Origin of the sequence: Pseudomonas sp. 102515 (genome assembly GCF_031085165.1) — a bacterium.
Taxonomy (GTDB): Bacteria; Pseudomonadota; Gammaproteobacteria; order Pseudomonadales; family Pseudomonadaceae; genus Chryseomonas.
On sequence record NZ_JAVHTY010000002.1, the window covers coordinates 716,897 to 740,275 of the forward strand.

A 23,379-nucleotide genomic window follows, 5' to 3' on the forward strand; every position below is an offset into this window, starting at 1 on the left:
CCATGCGCACCGACCAGCCCCAGACCATCTACCTGAAGGACTACCAGGCGCCCGAGTACCTCATCGAGGAAACCCGCCTTCGCTTCGAGCTGCATGACGACCAGACCCTGGTGCATGCCGAGCTGCGCCTGCAGCGCAACCCGACGCGTGGCGCGGGCTTGCCGCCGCTGGTGCTGCACGGTGAGGAGCTGGAACTGCTGGCGGTGGCGCTGGACGCCCAGACCCTGGCGGCTGGCGACTACCAGGTCGAGGCGGGCAGCCTGACCCTGCAGCCGCAGGAAGAGACCTTCGTGCTCAAGACCTCGGTGCGCATCCATCCGGAAAGCAATACCGCCCTGGAAGGGCTGTACGTCTCCGGCACCATGTTCTGCACCCAGTGCGAGGCCGAGGGCTTCCGCAAGATCACCTACTACCTGGACCGGCCGGACGTGATGAGCGTCTTCACCACCACGGTGGAGGCCGACAAGGCCAGGTACCCGATCCTGCTTTCCAACGGCAATCCCGTGGCCAGTGGCGACGCCGAGGGCGGTCGTCACTGGGCGACCTGGGAAGATCCCTTCCCCAAGCCGGCCTATCTGTTCGCCCTGGTGGCCGGTGACCTCTGGTCCGTGGAAGACAGCTACCGCACCGGCAGCGGCCGCGACGTGGCCCTGCGCATCTACGTCGAGCCGGAAAACATCGGCAAGCTGCAGCACGCCATGGACAGCCTGAAGAAGTCCATGCGCTGGGACGAGGAGGTCTATGGCCGCGAATACGATCTGGACATCTTCATGATCGTCGCGGTGAACGACTTCAACATGGGCGCCATGGAAAACAAGGGGCTCAACATCTTCAACTCCAGCGCCGTGCTGGCCAGCCCGCGCACCGCCACCGACGCCGCCCACCAGCGCGTCGAGGCCATCGTCGCCCACGAGTACTTCCACAACTGGTCGGGCAACCGCGTGACCTGCCGCGACTGGTTCCAGCTGTCGCTCAAGGAAGGCTTCACCGTGTTCCGCGACGCCGGCTTCAGCTCCGACATGAATTCGCCGACGGTCAAGCGCATCGAGGACGTGGCCTTCCTGCGCACCAACCAGTTCGCCGAGGACGCCGGCCCCATGGCCCACCCGGTGCGCCCGGATCACTTCATCGAGATCTCCAACTTCTACACCCTGACGGTGTACGAGAAGGGCGCCGAGGTGGTGCGGATGCTGCACACCCTGTTGGGCGCGGACGGCTTCCGCAAGGGCACCGATCTCTACTTCGAGCGCCACGATGGACAGGCGGTGACCTGCGACGACTTCATCAAGGCCCTGGAAGACGCCAACGGCGCCGACTTCAGCCAGTTCAAGCGCTGGTACAGCCAGTCCGGCACGCCACGCCTGGCGGTCAGCGAGCACTACGACGCGGCGGCCAGGACCTATCGCCTGACCTTCCGCCAGAGCTGCCCACCTACGCCAGGTCAGCCGACCAAGGAGCCCTTCGTCATCCCGGTCCAGCTCGGTCTGCTGGACGGCCAGGGCCGCGACCTGCCGCTGCGCCTGGAAGGTGAGGGTACTGCCCAGGGTACCGACCGAGTGCTGTCGGTCACCCAGGCCGAGCAGACCTTCACCTTCGTCGACGTGCCCGAGCAACCGCTGCCGTCGCTGCTGCGTGGCTTCTCCGCCCCGGTCAAGCTCAGCTTTCCCTACAGTCGCGAGCAGCTGACCTTCCTCATGCAGCACGACAGCGACGGCTTCAATCGCTGGGATGCCGGCCAGCAGCTGGCCGTGCAGGTGCTGCAGGGCATGATCGCTGGCGAGCCGCTGGACACCCGGCTGGTGGAGGCCCTGCGTACCGTGGCCGCGGACGAGTCCCTCGACCCGGCCATGGTCGCCGAGATGCTGTCGCTGCCGTCCGAGGCCTATCTGGTGGAGCTATCCGAGCAGGCCGATCCCTGTGCCATCCACGGCGCTCGTCGCCAGGCGCGCCGGGCTATCGCCGAAGCCCTGCGCGACGTGCTCTGGCAGCGTTATCGCAGTGCCCGCGAAGCCTCCCGCGCCACGCCCTACCAGGCCAGCGCCGACCATATCGCCCGCCGCAGCCTGCAGAATGCCGCCCTGGGCTACCTCATGCTGCTGGAAGAGCCGGAAGCCCGCGATGCCGCCCTGGAGCAGTTCGAACACGCCGACAACATGACCGAGCGCCTGGCCGCGCTGAGCGGCCTGGTCAACTCCGGCTTCGAGCAGGAGAAGGCGGAGGTGCTGGCGCGCTTCTACGAGGAATTCAAGGCCGATCCGCTGGTGATGGACACCTGGCTCAGCGTCCAGGCCTCCAGTCCCCTGCCGGGCGGTCTGGCCCGCGTCCAGGCACTCATGGAAAACCCGGTCTTCACCCTGAAGAACCCCAACAAGGTGCGGGCGCTGATCGGTGCCTTCGCCAACGCCAACCTGGTCAATTTCCACGCCGAGGATGGCAGCGGCTATCGCTTCCTGGCCGACCAGATCATCAGCCTCAACCGCCTCAATCCGCAGATCGCGTCGCGCCTGCTCACGCCCCTGACCCGGTGGAAGAAGTACGGTCCCGCGCGCCAGGCACTGATGCGCGCCGAGCTGGAGCGCATCCTGGCCAGCGGCGAACTGTCCAGCGACGTCTACGAGGTGGTGAGCAAGAGCCTGGCGTAGGTCTGCTCGGGAGCGCTCCTTGTTGGGCGTCGACGATAGAGGCGTCTCGACTCAACCTACCGAGGCATAGGTAGGTTGGGATTGAGCCCCGCGAAGCCCAACATGGCCCGCTGCTGCAAAGCCTGACGCCCCGCGTCGGGCTTTTTTTCGTCCCGCTTTTCCCTGCAGCCACAGCCCCTGGCCCCGCCCGCGGAAAGGCGGCGCAGGCCCCATGCCTGGCGACTCGTCCCCACTCTGGCGCCGCTTGGCTGCTGGAAATGCTTTAGGCGGTCAGTTGTATTCAAATCAGCTGCAGAATGAAGCGCCGCCGCCGACAGGGTGGGCAGGGTGTTTCGAACGGCACCCAGGCCCTAATCACCGGAAGAGCGCGGAGCGGCAGATGAGTCATGCACAGCTGATGGATTGGGGATTCGTCCTGATAACCCTGTGCAATATCCTGCTGATCGCCCTGGTGGTATTGCTCCTGTGGCAGCGTCATTTCGCCGGCGACGCCGCGGCCAAGGTCGAGGACGCCAGCGGCGAGGAGCAGGCACCTCCGGTGTCCGACGCGGTGGACAGCCTGCCTGCCGACATTCCACCACCACTGCCTGCCAGCACCGGCCCTGCGGCGAACCGCAACGTCGACCTCTTCGACGAGGGACCGGAAGAGGTGTACGACGCGAACTATCCCGAGTGGAAGAAGAGCGACGACCCCTATGTCGAGGAGCTGCTGTCGCACCGCGAAGCCTTGGAGCTCAAGGTGGACAACATGGTCATGCGGCTGACCCGGGCGCACAAGGTGGTGACCGGCCTGCGCGCGCAGAATCGCGAGCTGCGCGCCTCCGAAGCCCACGCCCAACGCCTGCAGGAAGAGCTGACCCGGACCCAGACCAGCCTCGCCCAGATGCGCCAGGAGCGTGATGCTCTGCTGGCCGAGGTCCAGCCCAGCCGCAAGGCGGATTCGGCGTCCCGGCATTCGACTGACGCGGGTGCGCCTTCTTCCCTCTGAGCGGTGGTGTGCGGCTCCTGGCTCACCGGCCATCCCCTCAACCGTCGCCTCTGTCGCGCTGCGCAACCGTCGGCGCGGCCTGCCCCTAGACCCTGCGCGAAAGCCTCGAAGAGGAACGGGCGAAGCCGTCGCGGACCCCGGTGGAAAAGGAATTCATCGAGCAGGTGTTCATCGATACCGATGCCCTTACCGACAGCTACCAGGCCCTGCAGCACGAGCCTGTCGCGCTGCAGGAGCAGCTGCAGGCGCTACAGGACCGCCCGGAGGCGGCTCAGTCGCGGTAGAGGGCGGCGAGGATGGCTTCGGGGAAGGGCCCGCTCATGCCGGCGATCGCGGTATTGGTCAGGATCACCACGCTCAGCTCCCGCGCTGGATCGATGAACCAGGCATTGCCGTAGACGCCGCCCCACTGCAGGGTGCCGGGCGTCTGCGGGGTCCTGGCCATCCGGGCATCGCGCAGTACCGCCGCGCCCAGGCTGAAGCCCCAGCCCGGTGCATCGTCGCGTTGCAGCCCCGGGATCTGGTCTTCCATGATCAGGCGCTGGCTGGCCGGTTTGAGCAGCTTGCCCTGGCGGAGCCCTTCCAGGAAGGCGAGATAGTCGCCCGCGCTGCCCTGCATGCCACCGCCGCCCGAGGCAAAGGCCTGCGCCGAAAGGGCACGCGCCGGCGAATAGAGAATGCCGCCCTTGGGCATGGGCAGCAGATAGGGCTCGCTCATGGGCTCGGGGCGCGGATAGCCGTCGCGATAGGCCGTGGCCAGGCGCCCGGCATCGCTGACGTGGAAGCTCAGATCGTGCAGGCCCAGCGGTGCGGCCACCTCCTGCTGGACGACCTCGGGCAGGGGCTGCCCGGTCGCGGCCGCCAGCACGCCGCCCATCACGTCCAGCGCGAGGGAATAGCGCCACTGGGTGCCCGGCTTGAAGTCCAGAGGCACGCCCGCCAGGCGCCGGAGGTTTTCTTCCAGGGTCAGGGGCGCGCCATCCAGGCCGTCGGAGACCCCGGCGCGGTGATAGGGACCGTTCGCGTCTTCGCCGAAGCCGTAGTGCAGGCCGGCAGTATGACTGAGCAGCTGCGCCAGCGTGGGGACGGCCGGGGTGCCATCGGCCAGCTGCGGGGTGAAGTAGGGCAGGTAGCGACTGACCGGGGCCTGCAGATCCAGGCGTCCCTGGTCCGCCAGTCGCAAGGCCGTCACGGCCACCAGCGGCTTGGTCAGGGAGGCGAAGCGAAACAGCTGGTCTTCGCGCATCGGCCGCTGGGCTTCGCGATCGGCGAAGCCAGCCGCGCGCTGGTACACCACCCGGCCCTGGCGGGCGACCATGACCACGGTCCCGACGATATGCTGCTGGGCGATGGCGCGTTCCAAGATCGGATCCAGGCGGGCGGCGAGGGTGGCGTCCTCGGCCTGGGCGAGGGGCGTACTCAGGCCGAGGCCGAGTGCGCTGGCGAGCAGTAGGGAAGACATCTGGTTTAAGCTCCTGGCGAAACGCCGGCGGCTGGACCGGCCAAAAGGAGGAATCCTCGCATGATTCGCGACATTTTGAAGATGGGCGATCCGCGCCTGCTGCGGGTGGCGCCGCCGGTGGCGGCCGAGCGCTTCGGCTCGCCCGAGCTGCACGGCCTGATCCAGGACCTGTTCGACACCATGGCCGCCGCCGGTGGCGTGGGCCTCGCGGCGCCCCAGATCGGCGAGGATCTGCAACTGATGGTCTTCGGCTTCGAGCGCAATGCCCGCTATCCCGAGGCCGCTCCGGTGCCGCTGCAGGTACTGATCAATCCGCGGCTCGAGGTGCTGGACGCCCGCGAAGAGCTGGGCTGGGAAGGCTGCCTGTCGATCCCGGGACTGCGCGGCGAGGTGCCGCGGCCACGGCGGATCCGCTATCGTGGCGTGGATGGCGACGGCCGCGCCGTCGACCAGGAAGCCGAGGGGTTTCATGCACGGGTGGTCCTGCACGAATACGATCACCTGATCGGGCGACTCTATCCCTCGCGGATCCAGGACTTCGCCCGCTTCGGCTTTACCGAGGTGCTGTTCCCCGACCTGACGCCGGACGCCCAGCGCTAGGCGCCGGCAGTCTCCAGCTGCGCCCTGACGGCCACCGCCAACTGGGCGTAGGGCACCGCGCCATCCAGCGCCTGAGCCTCTTCGACGGGCGCCCCGGCGGAGCGCAGCAGTAGCGTCGGCACCGCGGTGATGCCCAGGGCTTCGGCGCGATCCTCGGCATGCAGCACCACGTCGGTGTGATCGCCCCGGGCAAGACTGGCCTTCAACGCCTGGCTGTCCAGACCACTGCGCCGCGCGAGCTCGAGCAGGACGTCCAGCTCACCGATATCGTGCCCCTCTACGAAAAAGGCCTGGAAGACCGCCAGGTGGAAGGCGTCGAAACGGTCGTGCTCGCGGGCGAATTCCGCCGCCTCGAGCGCCAGGCGACTGCGCGGTTGCACGGGCGGTAGGCGCAGCACCATGCCGTACTCCGCCGCCATGGGATAGACGGCGCGATCCCAGGTCCGGCGCAGGTAGTCACCGGCGGGATCGAGGGTGGGCGTGGGTTCGGGACGCAATTCGAAGGCATGCCACTCGATGGCCAGCTGGTCGCCGAATTCCTCCTGTAGACGCGCCAGCTGGGGCAGCTCGAGGTAGCAGAAGGGGCAGACGTAATCGCTCCAGACATCCAGACGAACGCGCGGGATGGCGGTCATGGCAGTGCTCCGGAAGGGCATGGTGTCCGTCGGACCGCACCCGGGCGCGGATGTTCGGTGAAGCGGCCGATATCCCTGGGCAATCGGGCACCGGTCAGGTCCTGCGGCCGCGAAAGCCAGCAGCCTGCGAGCGGATAGCTCTTCATATCCGGAAACGGAATCGCCACCGGTCAATTACGTGAATTGAGCGGCGATCCGCGCTCCAGACGCTTGCCTTGAACCTGTTTCCGACCCCAGGTTCCTATGGCGGCACCCCTTCTTTCACGCGCTAAGGACTATCATCGTGGGCTATTTCCACCGCATCCTGACATTCCTTCGGCAAACCTTCACTTACGTCGGCTGGTCGGTCTTCTGGCTGTTGCTGTGGGATATCGCCGTCACCGTCGACTACATGCTCTTCGTCGACCAGCGGGCGCAGTTGCCCACCATTCCCCTGACCCTGATCGGTTCGGCGCTGATCGTGCTGACCAGCTTCCGCAACACCAGTGCCTATCAGCGCTGGTGGGAGGCGCGCACCCTGTGGGGCGGCATGGTCAACAGTTCGCGCAGCTTCGCCCGGCAGGTACTGTCGCTCATCGATGATGGCGACGAGCACTTCAACGCCATCAAGACGGTGCTCATCGAGCGCCATCTCGCCTATGTCCGCTGCCTGGCCTGCCAGCTCAGCGGTGACCCGTTGCCCAAGGAAGTCCGCACCTACCTGGGCAAGGAGGAGTGGGCGATGCGCAAGGAAACCAACAACTTCGCCAACGCCATCTTGAGCGGCTCTTCCAGCCTGATCGCCCTGGAATACCGCGCCGGTCGGCTGGACAGCATTCGCCTGGAGCGCCTGGAAGCCACCTTCGTCGACATGTCCAACTGGCAGGGTGGCATGGAGCGCATCGCCAACACGCCCTTGCCCTATCCCTACGTGAACTTCCCGCGGCTGTTCATCTTCCTGTTCTGCGTGCTCATGCCCATCGGCCTGGTGGAGAGCCTGGAGTGGTACACACCGCTGGCCTCCACCGTGGTGGGCTTCATCTTCCTGGCCATGGAAAAGGTCGGTACGGACCTGCAGAATCCCTTCCAGCGCAGTCGGCACCAGATCACCATGGGCACCATCTGCAACACCATCGAGGGCAACCTGCGCACCATGCTGCGCGATGCCCGCGGGGGGTACGCCTCGGTCAGCGAGATCGTGCGGGATTCGCGGCTGAGTTCGCCAGAGAAGGATTCCGTCTGAGCAGGGCTCGGTGCCGGCAAGTGCCCGCACCGGGCCCGGGCGTTACTTGAAGTCCCACTGCATCTGCGCCGGGATGCTGATGTCGCGCGAGGAGTGCACGCAGACATCCAGGTAGTCGGTGAAGCGTGGCGGGGCGGCGATGCCTTCGTCGAGTAGACGCTGGTTGTCGAACAGGTAGTTCAGATCGGCGAACCCGCCGTACAGCTTGAGCGCCCGCAGCACCAGGCGCGGATTGGCCGGGCCGATGCGTTCGTTGAAGTCGGCGGCCAGCTCCTTGAGGTCGGCGCTGTCCACCTGGCGATAGCGCTCGCCGACCGGAGCGTCGCCCATGGCACCGGCATAGGCCTCGTCGATTTCGCCGAAGGTGCAGGCGCCGGCGTTGCCTGCGGAGATGTGGTACAGGCTGTAGTTCAGCTTGGGCTTGAGCGCCAGTTCCACCAGGGCTTCGGCGCAGTAGTCCACCGGAATGACATCGATCTGCTCATCGAGGCCGCAGGTGAAGCGTTCCAGGGCGAAGCCCATGCGGAACACCCAGAAGATGCTGCCCGACGCCTTGCAGCCCGAACGACGATGACCCACCACGATGGAGGGGCGCGCCACCACCAGCGGCAGCAGCGGCAACTCGTTGCGCAACTTGAGTTCGATGGCGGCCTTGGAGGCGGTGTAGTCCACCAGCTGCTGGTCCGGTTCGGGGAAATCCCAGGTCTCGGCGACCGGCGATTGGCGCTGCGGACCGCAGGCCATGGCGGTGCTGACGTGCAGGAAGCGCTTCAGTCGCCGCGACTGGGCGCACGCCTCGGCCAGGGCGAAGGTGCCCTCGACGTTGACCGGCCAGATCTTCGGATTGCGCGAGAAAGAGGCCACCGCCGCGCAGTTGATGACTTCGTCCAGCGTCCGCAGGAGCGGCTTGGCGGCTTCGATCCAGTGAGTGTCGAGCAGGTCGCCACAAAGAATCTGTTCGGGCTTGAGCAGGGCGGCAAGGCGCTCGTCGATGTCATGGACGCGAAGGTTCTGCAGCAGACGCTCCAGGCCCTCCGCCGGGGTGGCGGCACGGACCAGGAATCTCAGCCCTTCGACATGGCCCAGCTCCAGCAGACGCAGGGTGACGGCACCGCCGAGAAAGCCGGTGGCACCGGTAACGAGGATGCGGCGCGGCGCGGCGGTGAATGGGATGGAAGAGACGGGAAGCGACATGGCAGAGGCCCTGGTTGGCGAAACGTGGGCTTACCTTAGGGCTCGACGCTGAAGGATTTATTAAGGCTGGGGAACCCCTCAAGGCCGGCGTCTTTCTAGATACCTGAGCGTAACGACCGACAACCGCCTGGAGACCCCCATGGAACTTCCCGTTCACGATCTGACGACCCTCTTCGAGCAACTGGGCCTGGACTCCGATCCGGCTGCCATCGATGACTTCATCGCCAGCCACTCCCCGCTGCCCGACGCGGTCAAGGTATCCGAAGCCGACTTCTGGTCGCCGGCGCAGAAGGCTTTTCTCAAGGACGAGATCATGGGAGACGCCGATTGGGCGCCGATCGTCGACGAGCTGAACGTCCGTCTGCATAGTCATGACTAAACCTACAGGGCTGGAAGCATTCAGCCCTGCAGACCCTTCCATGTCCGGAGACTTGCCATGAATGCCGTCCATGCCCAGCAGCAGCCCAACGATCCGCCCGTCGCCGACGATGAAGAAGAGGTGAGCGAGGAACAGCTCGACGAATCCGTCGAGGAAACCTTTCCCGCGAGCGATCCCATCTCGCCCTGATGGTTTCTTGGCGCCGTTTCGGCGGCGCCACCCCTACCCCTGATCTGGCTTTCTTGCACACTCGTCGTGCCGTTTTCCTCCGTTGACCAGCCCTTCCCGCCGCGACTGCTAAGGTAATTGCGTCGCGCCCGCATCGCGACCGGGGTCGCGCAGGCGATCCGACGGATCGTTCAACGCAGGGAATCCCATGATCAAGACCTTCTTCGCCACCGTGGCCGGCTCGCTTATCGCTCTGGCCATGCCCTTCGCTGTGGCCGAACCCATCGTCATCAAGTTCGCCCATGTGGTGACGGACGATACGCCCAAGGGCCGCGGTGCCCTGCAGGTGCAGAAGCTGGTGCAGGAACGGCTGGCCGGCAAGGTCAGGATCGAGGTCTATCCCAACTCCAGCCTGGTGGGCGATGCCGACGAACTGGAGGCCCTGCGCAGCAACCGGGTCCAGCTGCTGGCGCCCTCGGTTTCCAAGCTCAATGCCCTGGCCAAGCCGCTCAAGGTTTACGATCTGCCCTTTCTGTTCGACAACATCGAGGCGGTCAAGCGCTTCCAGCGGCGCGACAAGAGTCGCGAACTGCTGGGCAGCCTGGTCCCCCACGGTATCACCGGGCTGGCCTACTGGAACAACGGTGGCCGGCAGCTCTCGGCCACGCGGGAAATCCACGTCCCCGCCGACCTCAAGGGCCTGACCTTCCGCGTCGAGTCCTCCGATGTCCTGGCGGCCTATTACCAGCAACTGGGCGCCCAGGCGGTCAAGCTGCCGTTCGCCCAGGTCTACGACGCCCTGCGCACCGGCAAGGTCCAGGGCGCGGAGAATCCCTGGTCGAATCTGCTGGGGCAGAAGATCAATACCGTGCAGCCCTATATCGTCGAGGACAATCACAGCTTCCTCACCTATATGCTCATCACCAACCCCGCCTTCTGGAACGGGCTGCCCTTCGAGATCCGCAGCGAGCTGGAGGCCATCCTCGACGAGGTCTCCCAATCGGTGAACCGCGATGCCGAAGCCATCAACGCCAAGGCGCGCGAGCGGGTGGCGGCGGCCAATACCAGCAAGATCCTGGTGCCGACGGCGGCCGAGCGCGATGCCTGGCGCGCGGCGGTGGCGCCCCTGATCAAGCGGTACGAAAGTGAAGTGGGCAGCGACGTCCTGCGCGCCGCCGAGGCCGCCAATCGGCGCTGAGATTGCACGGGCGTCCACCCCGGATTTGCGGCAAACTGGCACGGCGTCATCCCGACAACAAGAGGAATAGCCGTGCAGCACGCGGTCATCAGCGGTAGTGGGCTCTATACGCCGCCCGAAAGCATTTCCAACGACGAACTGGTTGCGTCCTTCAATCAGTGGGCTGGCCAGTGGAATGCCGAGCATGCCGACGCCATCGCCCAGGGCAGCCTGGCGCCCCAGCCGGAATCCAGCGCCGCCTTCATCGAGAAGGCCTCCGGCATCCGCAGCCGCCATGTGGTCGACAAGGCCGGCATCCTCGATCCGGCGCGCATGGTGCCGCATATCCCCGAACGTTCCAACGACGAGCCCTCGATCCTCTGCGAGATGGGTGTCGCCGCGGCGCGCGAGGCCCTGGAGCGCGCCGGGCGGACGGCCGCCGACATCGACGGCGTCATCGTCGCCTGCTCCAACCTGCAGCGCCCCTATCCGGCGGTAGCCATCGAAGTGCAGGCCGCGCTGGGAATCCAGGGCTACGGCTTCGACATGAACGTCGCCTGCTCCTCGGCGACCTTCGGCCTGCAGACCGCGGCCAACGCCGTGCAACTGGGCCAGGCGCGGGCGGTGCTGGTGATAGATCCGGAGATCTGCACCGGCCACCTGAATTTCCGCGACCGCGACAGCCATTTCATCTTTGGCGATGCGGCCACCGCCCTGGTGGTGGAGCGCGCCGACCAAGCGACCTCGGCGCATCGCTTCGAGATCCTCGGGACCCGGCTGTTCACCCAGTTCTCCAACAACATCCGCAACAACTTCGGCTTCCTCAACCGCGCGGCGGAGGAGGGCATGACCCACCCGGACAAGCTGTTCGTCCAGGAAGGGCGCAAGGTGTTCAAGGAGGTCTGCCCACTGGTGGCCGAATTGATCGCCAATCACCTCGCCGAACTGGACATCCCCGTCGAGCGGGTCTCGCGCTTCTGGCTGCACCAGGCCAACCTGGCGATGAATCAGCTCATCGTCAAGCGTCTGCTGGGCCGCGAGCCCGAGTCTGGCGAAGCTCCGGTCATCCTCGACACCTATGGCAACACCAGCTCGGCCGGTTCGGTCATCGCGATGCATCTGCACCACGAGGATCTGGCCAGTGGCAGCCTGGGCGTGCTCAGCTCCTTCGGCGCCGGCTATTCCATCGGCAGCGTGGTGCTACGCAAGGTCTGATCGACGGCAGGAGTCTTCCCGGGATGACCGTTGTCGGACCTGGGAAGACCTCTTGATATAGGGAGACCCCGTGCCGCCAGGAAGCCTGCTTCAGGTCCAGCTGCGTCAGCTGCGCCCCACCCAGCCCGCGATCGGCCACGACCAGGTGCTGTACAAGCTTGGCAAGTACGCCTGCGACCGGCGCAAGCTGTTCGACGACTACTGCGAAGCCAACGGCCAGCACCTGAGTGGTGGCTTCCAGCCGAGCACCAGTCTGCGTTCGGCCGGCGATGCCCTCGGGGTACGGCCGCCGGGTAGCTGTCCGGATGAAATGAAGACCGTCGTCATAGGGCCCGGACGGCAGCTCTATCTCACCGATGGCCACCACACTTTTTCCGCCTTCTGGGAACATCCCGGCGGTGGCCCGGAAACCTCGGTATGGGTCAGGGTCACCGACGACTTCAGTGGTGCTGCGAGCATGGCCGAGTTCTGGATTCGCCTGCTCGACGAGCGCAAGGCCTGGCTCAAGGACCCCCAGGGCCGCCCGATCCTGCCTGAACAGCTCCCGGAAACCCTGGGGCTCACCGCCATGGCCGACGATCCTTATCGCGCCCTGGTCTATTTCGCCCGCCAGATCGGCTACGACAAGCCGCGTACGCCGGACGGTCGGGTGCTGCCGTCGGAATTCCTCGAGTTCTACTGGGCCGAGTGGCTGCGCATGCTGTTGCCCCTGCAGGGCTACGATCTCGACGATCGCAAGAGCTACGCCAAGGCGGTGGAGCAGGCTGCCCGGCTGATGGTGGCCAACCCCGGCATGCTGATCGGCAGCTCGGGGCGTACGGCGCTGGAGATGGGTGGCTATCGGGCCCTGGACAAGAAGGTGCTGCGCAAGCTGTCCGCCAGCGACGGCAAGTTCACCTACCTGCTGGCGGCCCGCGCCCAGCGGGCGGCCCTGTCGCGGGCGATCTAGCCGTTTTCCGGCTTAAGTGTCTGTTACTAGCAGGTTTTTTTCTTATTGGTGTTGACAGGGGAGGCCGGGGCTCTTAACATGCGCCCCGTCCTGACCGACGGGGCTATAGCTCAGCTGGGAGAGCGCTTGCATGGCATGCAAGAGGTCGACGGTTCGATCCCGTCTAGCTCCACCAAATTTCGGTTTCGCCTTCGGGGGGAATCGGTAGAGGGTTTCGTCCCCTTCGTCTAGTGGCCTAGGACACCGCCCTTTCACGGCGGTAACAGGGGTTCGAGTCCCCTAGGGGACGCCATATCGGTCACGCATCCCAGGCGTGGCAAGATGCTGTACTTGGGGCTATAGCTCAGCTGGGAGAGCGCTTGCATGGCATGCAAGAGGTCGACGGTTCGATCCCGTCTAGCTCCACCAAATTCGTGATCCGCAAGGATCGCACCAGGGTAACGTCCCCTTCGTCTAGTGGCCTAGGACACCGCCCTTTCACGGCGGTAACAGGGGTTCGAGTCCCCTAGGGGACGCCATATCGGTCACGCATCCCAGGCGTGGCAAGATGCTGTACTTGGGGCTATAGCTCAGCTGGGAGAGCGCTTGCATGGCATGCAAGAGGTCGACGGTTCGATCCCGTCTAGCTCCACCAAATTCGTGATCCGCAAGGATCGCACCAGGGTAACGTCCCCTTCGTCTAGTGGCCTAGGACACCGCCCTTTCACGGCGGTAACAGGGGTTCGAGTCCCCTAGGGGACGCCACACTCGAAGGAAACCGCCTCACGGCGGTTTTTTTTCGCCCGCACGAAAGCGAGCCGCCAGAGTCTTTCACAGGTGCCCGTCCGGGTACTCATCTGTGTTAGACCTGTAGGCCGAGTCCAAGCAAGGGGAGTAGGATGATCGTCGAGTATCTCTACAGCCTGGCCCAAATGCCTGCCGTCCAGTGGAACGCGCTGCTGGCGGACGACCAGCCCTTTCTGCGGCATGAATTCCTCTCTACCCTGGAAGACAGTGGCAGCCTGGGGCAGGGGACCGGCTGGCAGCCGGCGCACCAGATCCTCAAGGATGAGCAGGGGCACCTGCGGGCCGCGATGCCGGCCTATCTGAAGACGCATTCCTATGGCGAATACGTCTTCGACTGGGCCTGGGCCGATGCCTGCCGCCGTGCCGGGATCGACTACTACCCCAAGCTGCTGGCCGCCGTGCCCTTTTCGCCGGTGCAGGGCGCACGCCTGCTGGGCGATCCGGCCGCCTGCGCGGCCTTGCTCGACGCCACCACCGGCAGCCTGGCCGGTCTGGAGCTCTCCAGTCTGCACGTCAACTTCACCGATCCCAAGGCCGATGCCCTGCTCCAGGATCGCGAAGGCTGGTTGGCGCGGCTTGGTTGCCAGTTCCACTGGCATAATCGCGGCTACGGCGACTACGGCGATTTCCTCGCGGCCCTGACCTCGCGCAAACGCAAGCAGCTGCGCAAGGAGCGTGATCAGGTCGCCGGGCTCGGGGTGAGCTTCGAATGGTGCCGGGGCGGTGAGCTGAGCGAAGCGGAGTGGGATTTCGTCTATGCCTGCTATGCCAATACCTACGAGGTGCGCGGCCAGGATCCCTATCTGACCCGCGCCTTCTTCAGTCTGCTGGCCGAGCGGCTGCCCGAGGCGATTCGGGTGGTCCTGGTCCGCCAGGGCGGTCGGCCGGTGGCCATGGCGTTCTATCTCAAGGACGGTGACACCCTCTATGGTCGTTACTGGGGTTGCCTGCAGGAATTCGATCAGCTGCATTTCGAGACCTGTTTCTACCAGGGCATCGAGTACGCCATCGCCGAAGGACTGCAGCGCTTCGATGCGGGCGCCCAGGGCGAGCACAAGCTGATTCGCGGCTTCGAGCCGACCCTGACCCGCTCCTGGCACTACCTGGTGCATCCGGGCCTGAGGGCGGCGGTGGCGGAGTTTCTCGACCAGGAGCGCGATGGCGTCCAGGCCTATGCACGGCGGGCCGCCGAGGCCTTGCCCTATCGCCAGGACGACGGCGCGGCCCCATGCTGAACTATCTCTGGTTCCTGCTGGCGGCGCTGTTCGAGATCGCCGGCTGCTATGCCTTCTGGCTCTGGCTGCGGCTGGATCGCAGTCCCTGGTGGATAGCGCCCGGGCTTGCCAGCCTGGTGCTCTTCGCCCTGTTGCTGACCCGTATCGAGGCGGCCTACGCCGGGCGCGCCTATGCGGCCTATGGCGGCATTTACGTGGTGGCCTCGCTGGGCTGGCTGGCGCTGGTCGAGCGCATCCGGCCGACCTGGACGGATCTGGCGGGTGGTTTGCTTTGCGTGGCGGGGGCGCTGGTGATCCTGCTGGCGCCGCGCGGCAGTGCCTGACAGGCGCGAGACGCGCTAGTCGTTCAGCAGTTCGGCGGGGACGTCGCGGCGCAGCACCAGTTGGCACAGCGCACTGTCCGGGTCGAAGAGGATGACGGCTTCGCCGGTTTCCAGCGCGCGCCGAGCGCGCTGGGTACGGGTCGCCAGGGGCGTCTCGTCACCGTTGTCGGTGCCGTCGCGGGTGACGAAGTCTTCCAGCAGGTTGTCGAGGGTGGCGGCAGCGAGCTGGTCGTGGGGGATGATCATGGGGATGTGCCTGGAAAAAGGCGCCCAGGATACCCCAGGCGCGTTGATCGAACGCTATTTGCTGCCGTCGCCGACGACCACCTCCAGCGGCGGCAGGTGCGTCTGGTTGTCCATCTGGGTGTCTTCCGGCAGCAGCTGGTGACCAAAGCGGTCCAGCGAGCTGTCGGCCGGCTGGGCATCGCTGTCGAACACCGGCGGGCTGAGCATGTAGCCGGTCAGCAGCTGGCTGAGCGCCGCCAGGCTGACGATATGGGTGCGCTCGTAGCCGTGGGTGGCGTCGCAGCCGAAGGCCAGCAGGGCGACCCGCACGTCCTGGCCGGAACTGATCGCCGAGTGGGCGTCGCTGTAGTAGTAGCGGAACAGGTCGCGACGCACCGGGATGTCGTTGCGTTGCGCCAGGCGCAGCAGGTGTCGCGACAGGTGATAGTCGTAGGGGCCGGCGGAGTCCTGCATGGCCACGCTGACCCGGTGCTCGTCGGATCGCTGGCCGGGAGCCACCGGGGCGATGTCGATGCCGACGAATTCGCTGACGTCCCAGGGCAGGGCGCCGGCGGCGCCCGAGCCCACCTCCTCGGTGATGGTGAACAGCGGGTGGCAGTCGATCGGCGGGGTCTGGCCGGTCTCCTTGAGCATCTTCAAGGCCGTGAGCAGGGCGGCGACGCCGGCCTTGTCGTCCAGATGGCGCGAGCTGATGTAGCCGCTGTCGGTGAACTCGGGCAGTGGATCGAAGGCGACGAAGTCGCCGACCTGCACGCCCAGCTGCTCGGTCTCGTGGCGACTCTTGGTCACCGCGTCCAGCCGCAGCTCGATGTGGTCCCAGGTCACCGGCATCTTGTCGATCTCGGTGTTGAAGGCGTGGCCGGAGGCCAGCAGGGGCAGCACGCTCCCTCGCAGGGTGCCGTCATCGGTGAACAGGCTGACGCGGCTGCCTTCGGCGAAGCGACTCGACCAGTGGCCCACGGCCGCCAGGCCCAGGCGACCGTTGTCCTTGATCTCGCGGACGATGGCGCCGATGGTGTCCAGGTGCGCGGACACGGCCCGGTCGGGACTCTCCTTGTGGCCCTTGATGGTGGCGCGGATGGTGCCGCGGCGGGTCAGTTCGAAGGGGATGTCGAGTTCGTTGAGCCGTTCGGCGACGTACATGACGATGGTATCGGTGAAACCCGTAGGGCTGGGGATCGCCAGCATGTCCAGCAGGACCTTGCGCAGGTAATCCAGATCGGGCTCGGGCAAGTGATTCATAGCGGAACCTCCCGGGAGAGCGGGAACAGCAGGTCGATGAAGCGTTCGGCGGTGGGGCGCGGCTCGTGATTGGCCAGGCCCGGTCGCTCGTTGGCTTCGATGATGACGTAGTCGGGCGAATCGGCGGCAGGCACCAGCAGGTCCATGCCGGTGACCGGGATGTCCAGCGCCCGGGCCGCCTGGATGGCTGCATCGGCCAGCACCGGATGGAGGCTGTCGGTGACGTCCTCCAGGATGCCGCCGGTGTGCAGGTTGGCGGTCTTGCGCACGGCCAGGTGGGTGCCGGCGGGCAGCACGCTGTCCCACTCGTAACCGGCACCGCGGATGGCGCGTTCGGTTTCCTCGTCCACCGGGATGCGCGACTCGCCGCCGGTGGCGGCCTGACGACGGCGACTCTGGGCCTCGATCAGGTCCCTGACGCTGTGCTGACCGTCGCCGACGATTTCTGCCGGCCGGCGAATGGCGGCGGCCACCACCTCGTGGCCAATGACCACTACCCGCAAATCGAGACCCTGGTGAAAGCTCTCCAGCAACACGCGATCGTCATGGCGCTGCGCCGCCTGGATGGCGGTGGCGAGGTGTTCGGCGTCGCGGATATCCACGGCCACACCCTTGCCCTGCTCGCCATTGACCGGCTTGACCACCAGGGCGCCATGCTTCTCCAGGAAGGCGGCGTTGTCTTCGTCGCTGCCTGCCAGTTGCTGCTCAGGGACCTTCAGCCCGGCGCGGGCCAGGGTACGGCTGGTCAGCACCTTGTCGGCGCAGAGGGTCATGGTGACCGCTGAGGTGAGGTCGGTCAGGGACTCGCGGCAGCGGATACGACGGTTGCCCTGGATCAGGGTGAAGAGGCCGCCTTCGGCGTCATCAACCTGCACCTCGATGCCACGCCTCAGGGCTTCGTCGACGATGATGCGCGCATAGGGATTGAGTTCGGCCGCTGGCCCGGGACCGAGGAACAGCGTCTGGTTGATGCCGTTCTTGCACTTGATGGCGAAGGTCTGCAGCGGCCGGAATCCCAGCTTGTCGTAGAGCCGCTTGGCCTGCAGATTGTCATGCAGCACCGACAGATCCAGATAGGCCAGGCCGCGACTGGCATAGTGCTCGATCAGATGGCGAACCAGCGCCTCGCCGACGCCGGGTCGGCTGCACTCGGGCGAGACGGCCAGGCACCACAGCGAGGAGCCGCCATCGGGATCCTGGAAGGCCTTGACGTGATTGAGGCCCATCACCGAGCCGATGATGGCGCCGCTATCGTCATCCTCTGCGAGCCAGTAGACCGGGCCGCCCTTGTGCCGGGGCGTCAGCCGCTCCGTGTCGACGGGCAGCATGTGCCGCTGCTGATAGAGCCGGTTGATCTCGTTCCAATCCTGCGCGGAGCAGGCGCGGCGGATACGGAAGCCGCGATAGATCCGGCGCGCCGGGCGATAGTCGCTGAACCAGACCCGCAGCGTATCGCTGGGGTCGAGGAACAGTTGCTGGGGTGCCTGGGCCAGCACCTGGTGGGGCGCGGCCACATAGAGCGCGATATCGCGCTCGCCCGGCGTTTCAGTGAGCAGTTCCTTGGCCAGACTGGCGGGATCGGGATAGGTGTGGCCGACGAGCAGCCGTCCCCAGCCGCAATGGAGGCAGAGCGGCTGGGAGGTCGGATGGTCGCCTTCCGCCAGGCGCGCCTGCAGCCGTTCGTAGGAGGGCGTCTGGGCACGCTGGAGGCGCTGGTTGTAGCTGGTCGCTTTCATGCGTCTTGCACCCTCACAGTCCGTGTTCGCTCAGCCAGAGGTTGAGCGCGGCGAGTTGCCAGAGCTTCGAGCCACGCAGGGGCGTGATGCGGTCCGCCGGATTGGTCAGCAGGCGATCGATCTCCGCGGTGTCGAACAGGCCGCGATCCTGGCTGGGGTCCAGCAGCAGCTCTCGTACCCAGTTGAGGGTGTTGCCTTCCAGGTGCTTGAGGCCCGGCACTGGGAAATAGCCCTTGGGCCGGTCGATCACCTCCTGGGGGATGACCTTGCGCGCGGCGGCCTTGAGGACCTGCTTGCCACCGTCGCCCAGCTTGAATTCGGCGGGAATGCGCGCCGAGAGTTCGGCCAGGCGATAGTCGAGGAAGGGCACCCGGGCTTCCAGGCCCCAGGCCATGGTCATGTTGTCGACCCGCTTGACCGGGTCATCCACCAGCATCACGGTGCTGTCCAGACGCAGGGCCTTGTCAACGCCGGCGCTGGCGCCCGGCTTGGCGAAGTGCTGGCGGACGAAGGCCTCGGCGGCGTCTTCCTCCAGGCGCACCCCCGCCTGCACGGTGGCAGCGTATTGGGCATAGTCGCGGTCGAAGAAGGCGGCACGATAGGCGGCGAAGGGATCGGCGGCGCCATGCACCTGGGGATACCAGTGGTAGCCAGCGAAGAGTTCGTCCGCGCCCTGGCCACTCTGTACCACCTTGCAGTGCTTGGAGACCTCGCGTGACAGCAGATAGAAGGCGATGCAGTCGTGGCTCACCATCGGCTCGCTCATCGCCGAGAAAGCGCGTGGCAGCTGCTGGATGATCTCATCCTCGGCGATGCGCAGCTGGTGATGGCGGGTGCCGTAGTGATTGGCGATCAGATCGGAATACTGGAATTCGTCGCCACGCTCGCCGCCCGCATCCTCGAAGCCGATGGAGAAGGTCAGCAGGTCCTTCACTCCCGAATCGTGCAGCAGGCCGACCAGCAGGCTGGAGTCCACCCCGCCGGAGAGCAGCACGCCGACCTCGCGCGCCGCTCGCTGGCGGATCGCGACGGCGTCCTTGAGGCCGTGCAGGACGCGCTCGGCCCAGTCGTCCAGGGTGTAGCGGCGCTCGTCTTCACGGGGGCCGTAGTCCAGGTTCCACCAGGTCTCCTGATGCTGCTGGCCAGACGCATCCACGGTCATCCAGGTCGCCGGCGGCAGCTTCTGCACGCCCTGCAGGATCGTGCGCGGCGCTGGCACCACGGCGTGGAAGTTCAGGTAGTGGTTGAGCGCGACCGAATCGATGCGAGTGTCGATGTCTCCGGCTTCCAGAAGGGCGGGCAGGCTGGAAGCGAATCTCAGGCGCTTGTCGGTGAAGGATAGATACAGCGGCTTGATCCCCAGGCGATCCCGGGCGATGAACAGCCGGCCGCTGTCACGCTCCCAGATGGCGAAGGCGAACATGCCATTGAGTTTGGGCAGCATGTCCCTGCCCCAGGCATGATAGGCCTTGAGCAGGATCTCGGTATCGCCGCCGGAGTGGAAGCTGTAACCCTTGGCTTCCAGCTCGCTGCGCAGTTCCGGGTAGTTGTAGATGGCGCCGTTGAACACCATCGACAACCCCAGCTCCGGCTCGATCATGGGCTGGCCCGAGGCTTCCGCCAGATCCATGATCTTCAGCCGCCGATGGCCCAGGGCGACCGGCCCCTGGCTATGGAAACCCCAGGCGTCGGGGCCGCGCTGTTCGAGGCGGTGGGTGATGCGCTCCACCGCGCTGATGGATGCAGGTTGACGATCGAAACGAAGCTCTCCGGCGATGCCGCACATGGTGCTGTGCCTCTTGAATCCTTGGGATGCGGCGCGGTGAGTTCAGTCCCGAACCCGGCGTGCGCATCCAATGCGTGTGGACTTCTCGCCATCCTTGAGAAGCCAATGCGGGGGCGCTGTGCGCGCGGGAGACGTGGGGCGGACAGGTCGTCTGTCTGGCGCTCCAGGTCTGAACGCACGCAGCGACCGACAGCAGGTCTCAGAGAGGGTAGGATGCCGCCGGTCAGGGCCTCAGGTTACGAGCCCCGGGCGCGGCGGATGGTTCCATGCGAATGGCCGTGGCTGCCGTCACCGTCACAGGTGTAGCTGTCCAACAGGCATAAATATGTTATAATGTATCTTTAGCGTGTGTGCCGAAGACATCCTGTCGTCGGTGCCTCAGATCAGGAGAGACTTCATGAGACCCGGTATCCATCCCAACTACCGTCCTGTGCTGTTCCATGACACCACGTCGGACACCTATTTCCTGATTCGCTCCACTGCCGAGAGCGACCGCACCCAGGAATACGAGGGTGAGACCTATCCCTACATCAGCCTCGATGTGTCCAGCGCCTCCCACCCCATCTACACCGGCGAGCAGCGTCAGATGAAGGTCGAAGGTCGCGTTTCGAGCTTCAACAAGAAGTTCGCCGGCTTCCCGGGCGGCAACAGCAAGTAAGCCCCTCGCGAGCAGCGCGCCGGCTCATCGCGCGCTGCTGACCCCTTCGAGGGTGGCGAAGGACGTGTCCTTGGCGGTCAGCAGGAAGTCCTGCATGAAGGGCGCCTCCAGCATGTCTTCGCGGATCGCCGCATAGAGCGTCGCATAGAGCCCTTTCTCGCCCAGCCGCCGCGCCGTCACGTAGCCACGGGAGCTGTACTCGTGGATCGCCCAGTTGGGTAGGCAGCAGACGCCACGCCCCGACGCCACCAGTTGCAGCATCATCACCGTCATCTCCGCCGTGCGTATCGACAGCGGTTCGACGTCCGCCGGATCGAGGAAGCGGGTGAAGATATCCAGCCGATCGCGCTCCACCGGATAGGTGATCTGGGTCTCCTGAGCGAGGTCCTCGGGCACGATATAGGTCCGTTGCGCCAGCGAATGCTGATTGGCTACCGCCAGCAGGGCCTCGTAGGTGAACAGCGGCACGTAGGTGACGCCCGAGAGGTCCACCGGATCGGCTGTCACCACCAGGTCCAGATCGCCACGCGCCAGGGCCGGCAGGGGCGCGAAGGAAAAGCCGGAGGCCAGGTCCAGCTCCACTTCCGGCCAGGAATCACGAAACTGGTCGATGGTCGGCATCAGCCACTGGAAGCAGCTGTGGCATTCGATGGCCATGTGCAGGCGGCCTGCCGTCCCTCCGACCAGCCGCGCCAGATCCCGCTCGACACTGCGCAGATGCGGCAACACCGCGTCAGCGGTCTGCAACAGCCGCAGGCCGGCACTGGTGAAGCGGATGGGTTTGGTCTTGCGGATGAACAGCGGGGTACCCAGGCGCTCTTCCAGTTCCTTGAACTGATGGGAGAGGGCGGACTGGGTCAAGTGCAGCCGCTCCGCGGCTTCCACCAGACTGGAGGATTCACGGAGTGCATGCAGGGTTTTCAGGTGACGAAGTTCGAACATGGCGCCGGCGCTGAGGATAAAGCCGCATCATGAAGACTTTTCATGGTGCTGACCATCCTTCGCCACGCCAGCCGTTGCAGAGTCCAATGCGATTGATGAACCGATTGTCCCCGAGCAGTTCGCCTGCCCGGGGACAGGTCAGCATCGCCCTCAGGCCGCGTTGCTGTCCTTGGTCGCCTGGGCCGGTTCCGAATGCACCAGAAAGTCTTCCAAGGCAGCCCGTTCGGCGTCGGTGAACACCAGGCCCAGCTTGGTCCGCCGCCAGAGTACGTCATCCGCGCTGGTGACCCACTCGTATTGCTGCAGGTACTCGACTTCCCGCGCGTACAGGTCGGCACCAATCACCTTGCCCAGCGTTTCCACCGAGCGCCCGTCACCCAGCAGGGTCCAGACCCGGTTGCCGTAGGTAGTCGCCCAGCGCTGCGCCAGGGCCGGGGTCAGCCCACTGACCTTGTCCAGCAATTCGCGGGTCAACGCCTGGGGCGTGGTCATGTTCTCACCACCGGGCAGCGGCGCCGACGCGGTCCAGCTGTTGCCCAACTGGGGAAAGAAAGGCTGCAACTGCGCCATCGCCGACTCGGCGAGCTTGCGGTAGGTGGTCAGCTTGCCACCGAACACCGACAGCAGCGGCGCGCCCTGTTCTTCGGCCAGGGACAGGGTGTAATCGCGGGTGATGGCGGAGGGGTTGTCCGATTCGTCGTCGCACAGCGGACGGACACCGGAGAAGGTGTGCAGGACATCGTCGCGGCTGAGCTGCTTGCGAAAGTGGGCGTTGGCCACCCCGAGGACGTAGTCGATTTCCTGGTCGGTGATGGTCACCTTGGCCGGATCGCCCTGGTACTCGCGATCCGTGGTACCCACCATGGTGTACTGGCCCAGGTAGGGGATGGCGAAGACGATGCGGCGGTCTTCGTTCTGCATGATGTAGGCCTGCTCGCCTTCGTACAGCTTGGGCACGATGACGTGGCTGCCTTGGATCAGGCGGATGCCATAGGGCGACTTCTGCTGCAGGTCCTGGCGGATGAAGCTGGCGACCCAGGGACCGGCGGCATTGACCAGGCCCTTGGCGCGGATCTGTTGGCGGCCCTGGGGACCCTCGACCTCGACCTCCCAGTGACCCTCGACGCGACGGGCACTGACGCAGCGGGTGCGGGTGACGATGTCGGCGCCCTTGTCGCGCGCCTGCATGGCGTTGAGTACCACCAGGCGGGCGTCATCCACCCAGCAATCGGAGTATTCGAAGCCGCGCTTGATCTCGGCCTTGAGCGGCCCCTGGGCATCGAACTTCAGGCCACGGGAACCTGGCAGCTTTTCGCGCTTGCCGAGGTGGTCATAAAGGAAGAGACCGGCACGGATCATCCAGGCCGGGCGCAGGTGCGGGCGATGGGGCAGGACGAAGCGCATCGGCTTGACGATATGGGGCGCCTTGGCCAGCAGCACCTCACGCTCGGCGAGGGCTTCGCGTACCAGGCGGAATTCGTGATGTTCCAGGTAGCGCAGGCCACCGTGGATCAGCTTGCTGCTGGCGGACGAGGTATGGCTCGCCAGGTCGTCCCGTTCACAGAGAAACACCGACAGCCCCCGACCGGCTGCATCGGCCGCGATGCCTACGCCGTTGATGCCACCGCCGATGACGGCGAGATCGTAAGTCCGGGGAGTTGCAGTGGGTGCCTGGGCCATGGTGCCTCCTGTGAAACGAACATAATTATTCGGTTTCGAACATAATAGCCCAGCAAAAACTCAGGTTCTAGCCAGGTCCGTGTCTTCAGACCACTAAAACGAAAAAAAACGAAT

At 65.6% G+C, this 23,379-nt stretch carries 22 protein-coding genes and 6 tRNA genes; 19 read left to right on the forward strand and 9 right to left on the reverse strand.

What is annotated here, in order from left to right:
* The first annotated feature begins 2 nt into the window (after positions 1-2).
* The 3 genes from pepN to RCF34_RS10345 all read left to right on the forward strand — a co-directional run bounded on the left by pepN (position 3) and on the right by RCF34_RS10345 (position 3,914).
* Positions 3-2,642: an aminopeptidase N gene (pepN, locus tag RCF34_RS10335; RefSeq protein WP_308708073.1), complete on the forward strand. Its 2,640-nt coding sequence runs from the start codon at positions 3-5 to the stop codon at positions 2,640-2,642.
* A 379-nt stretch (positions 2,643-3,021) separates the two neighbouring features.
* Positions 3,022-3,630 (forward strand): hypothetical protein, encoded by a 609-nt coding sequence (locus RCF34_RS10340; RefSeq protein ID WP_308708074.1) that lies wholly within the window; start codon positions 3,022-3,024, stop codon positions 3,628-3,630.
* Between the two features lie 140 nt (positions 3,631-3,770).
* The gene (locus RCF34_RS10345) at positions 3,771-3,914 is read left to right on the forward strand and encodes a hypothetical protein (protein ID WP_308708075.1); all 144 of its coding nucleotides are present in this window, start codon (positions 3,771-3,773) and stop codon (positions 3,912-3,914) included.
* Here RCF34_RS10345 and RCF34_RS10350 read toward each other — a convergent pair.
* Entirely contained in the window at positions 3,902-5,092 is a 1,191-nt protein-coding gene (locus tag RCF34_RS10350; RefSeq protein ID WP_308708076.1) for a serine hydrolase domain-containing protein, read from the reverse strand. The two genes, RCF34_RS10345 and RCF34_RS10350, sit on opposite strands and share 13 nt — an antisense overlap.
* A gap of 60 nt (positions 5,093-5,152) precedes the next feature.
* On the opposite strand from RCF34_RS10350, the gene RCF34_RS10355 reads away from it, so the two are divergent.
* Positions 5,153-5,692, forward strand: coding sequence for a peptide deformylase (locus RCF34_RS10355; protein WP_308708077.1), 540 nt, complete (start codon positions 5,153-5,155; stop codon positions 5,690-5,692).
* On the opposite strand, the gene RCF34_RS10360 is transcribed toward RCF34_RS10355, so the two are convergent.
* Positions 5,689-6,327 carry a DsbA family oxidoreductase gene (locus RCF34_RS10360; RefSeq protein ID WP_308708078.1) on the reverse strand — a complete coding sequence of 213 codons (639 nt, stop codon included), beginning with the start codon at positions 6,325-6,327 and terminating at the stop codon, positions 5,689-5,691. The genes RCF34_RS10355 and RCF34_RS10360 overlap by 4 nt on opposite strands.
* A gap of 283 nt (positions 6,328-6,610) precedes the next feature.
* Here RCF34_RS10360 and RCF34_RS10365 point away from each other — a divergent pair, with 283 nt between their 5' ends.
* Positions 6,611-7,549 (forward strand): bestrophin family protein, encoded by a 939-nt coding sequence (locus RCF34_RS10365; RefSeq protein ID WP_374941174.1) that lies wholly within the window; start codon positions 6,611-6,613, stop codon positions 7,547-7,549.
* A gap of 42 nt (positions 7,550-7,591) precedes the next feature.
* Here the strand turns inward: RCF34_RS10365 and cprA are convergent, their stop codons facing one another.
* Positions 7,592-8,743 carry a cationic peptide resistance protein CprA gene (cprA, locus tag RCF34_RS10370; protein WP_308708079.1) on the reverse strand — a complete coding sequence of 384 codons (1,152 nt, stop codon included), beginning with the start codon at positions 8,741-8,743 and terminating at the stop codon, positions 7,592-7,594.
* 139 nt (positions 8,744-8,882) lie between these two features.
* On the opposite strand from cprA, the gene RCF34_RS10375 reads away from it, so the two are divergent.
* The 13 genes from RCF34_RS10375 to RCF34_RS10435 all read left to right on the forward strand — a co-directional run bounded on the left by RCF34_RS10375 (position 8,883) and on the right by RCF34_RS10435 (position 14,975).
* Positions 8,883-9,122 (forward strand): DUF2789 domain-containing protein, encoded by a 240-nt coding sequence (locus RCF34_RS10375; protein ID WP_133859439.1) that lies wholly within the window; start codon positions 8,883-8,885, stop codon positions 9,120-9,122.
* 57 nt (positions 9,123-9,179) lie between these two features.
* Positions 9,180-9,311 carry a hypothetical protein gene (locus RCF34_RS10380; RefSeq protein WP_308708080.1) on the forward strand — a complete coding sequence of 44 codons (132 nt, stop codon included), beginning with the start codon at positions 9,180-9,182 and terminating at the stop codon, positions 9,309-9,311.
* 187 nt (positions 9,312-9,498) lie between these two features.
* Positions 9,499-10,488, forward strand: a complete 990-nt coding sequence (locus RCF34_RS10385; RefSeq protein ID WP_308708081.1) for a DctP family TRAP transporter solute-binding subunit — start codon at positions 9,499-9,501, stop codon at positions 10,486-10,488.
* A 72-nt stretch (positions 10,489-10,560) separates the two neighbouring features.
* Positions 10,561-11,682 carry a beta-ketoacyl-ACP synthase III gene (locus tag RCF34_RS10390; RefSeq protein ID WP_308708082.1) on the forward strand — a complete coding sequence of 374 codons (1,122 nt, stop codon included), beginning with the start codon at positions 10,561-10,563 and terminating at the stop codon, positions 11,680-11,682.
* 70 nt (positions 11,683-11,752) lie between these two features.
* A complete protein-coding gene (locus tag RCF34_RS10395; protein WP_308708083.1) occupies positions 11,753-12,631 on the forward strand; it encodes a ParB/Srx family N-terminal domain-containing protein in 879 nt (292 codons plus the stop codon).
* 99 nt (positions 12,632-12,730) lie between these two features.
* Positions 12,731-12,806, forward strand: a tRNA-Ala gene (locus RCF34_RS10400).
* Positions 12,807-12,847: 41 nt separating this feature from the next.
* Positions 12,848-12,923 (forward strand) — tRNA-Glu (locus tag RCF34_RS10405).
* Between the two features lie 40 nt (positions 12,924-12,963).
* Positions 12,964-13,039 (forward strand) — tRNA-Ala (locus RCF34_RS10410).
* A gap of 34 nt (positions 13,040-13,073) precedes the next feature.
* Positions 13,074-13,149: transfer RNA gene (locus RCF34_RS10415), tRNA-Glu, on the forward strand.
* A 40-nt stretch (positions 13,150-13,189) separates the two neighbouring features.
* A tRNA-Ala gene (locus RCF34_RS10420) sits at positions 13,190-13,265 on the forward strand.
* A gap of 34 nt (positions 13,266-13,299) precedes the next feature.
* A tRNA-Glu gene (locus tag RCF34_RS10425) sits at positions 13,300-13,375 on the forward strand.
* A gap of 134 nt (positions 13,376-13,509) precedes the next feature.
* Positions 13,510-14,652, forward strand: coding sequence for a GNAT family N-acetyltransferase (locus RCF34_RS10430; RefSeq protein ID WP_308708084.1), 1,143 nt, complete (start codon positions 13,510-13,512; stop codon positions 14,650-14,652).
* Entirely contained in the window at positions 14,646-14,975 is a 330-nt protein-coding gene (locus RCF34_RS10435; RefSeq protein WP_077173228.1) for a YnfA family protein, read from the forward strand. The genes RCF34_RS10430 and RCF34_RS10435 overlap by 7 nt, the downstream gene beginning before the upstream one ends.
* Before the next feature lie 15 nt (positions 14,976-14,990).
* Here the strand turns inward: RCF34_RS10435 and RCF34_RS10440 are convergent, their stop codons facing one another.
* From RCF34_RS10440 to RCF34_RS10455, 4 genes are read right to left on the reverse strand one after another with little or no spacing between them, the layout of a single operon-like run.
* Entirely contained in the window at positions 14,991-15,221 is a 231-nt protein-coding gene (locus RCF34_RS10440; RefSeq protein WP_308708085.1) for a YheU family protein, read from the reverse strand.
* Between the two features lie 54 nt (positions 15,222-15,275).
* On the reverse strand, positions 15,276-16,463 hold the full coding sequence (locus tag RCF34_RS10445) for an osmoprotectant NAGGN system M42 family peptidase (protein WP_308708086.1): 1,188 nt from the start codon (positions 16,461-16,463) through the stop codon (positions 15,276-15,278).
* Positions 16,460-18,199 (reverse strand): N-acetylglutaminylglutamine synthetase, encoded by a 1,740-nt coding sequence (ngg, locus tag RCF34_RS10450; protein WP_308708087.1) that lies wholly within the window; start codon positions 18,197-18,199, stop codon positions 16,460-16,462. The genes RCF34_RS10445 and ngg overlap by 4 nt, the downstream gene beginning before the upstream one ends.
* A gap of 13 nt (positions 18,200-18,212) precedes the next feature.
* On the reverse strand, positions 18,213-19,985 hold the full coding sequence (locus RCF34_RS10455; protein ID WP_308708088.1) for an N-acetylglutaminylglutamine amidotransferase: 1,773 nt from the start codon (positions 19,983-19,985) through the stop codon (positions 18,213-18,215).
* A gap of 397 nt (positions 19,986-20,382) precedes the next feature.
* Here RCF34_RS10455 and RCF34_RS10460 point away from each other — a divergent pair, with 397 nt between their 5' ends.
* Positions 20,383-20,643 carry a type B 50S ribosomal protein L31 gene (locus tag RCF34_RS10460; RefSeq protein ID WP_133859431.1) on the forward strand — a complete coding sequence of 87 codons (261 nt, stop codon included), beginning with the start codon at positions 20,383-20,385 and terminating at the stop codon, positions 20,641-20,643.
* 24 nt (positions 20,644-20,667) lie between these two features.
* Here the strand turns inward: RCF34_RS10460 and metR are convergent, their stop codons facing one another.
* Together metR and glpD are read right to left on the reverse strand one after the other, a co-directional pair.
* Entirely contained in the window at positions 20,668-21,585 is a 918-nt protein-coding gene (metR, locus tag RCF34_RS10465) for a transcriptional regulator MetR (RefSeq protein ID WP_308708089.1), read from the reverse strand.
* Positions 21,586-21,735: 150 nt separating this feature from the next.
* The gene (gene glpD, locus RCF34_RS10470) at positions 21,736-23,265 is read right to left on the reverse strand and encodes a glycerol-3-phosphate dehydrogenase (RefSeq protein WP_308708090.1); all 1,530 of its coding nucleotides are present in this window, start codon (positions 23,263-23,265) and stop codon (positions 21,736-21,738) included.
* Between the last annotated feature and the right edge of the window lie 114 nt (positions 23,266-23,379).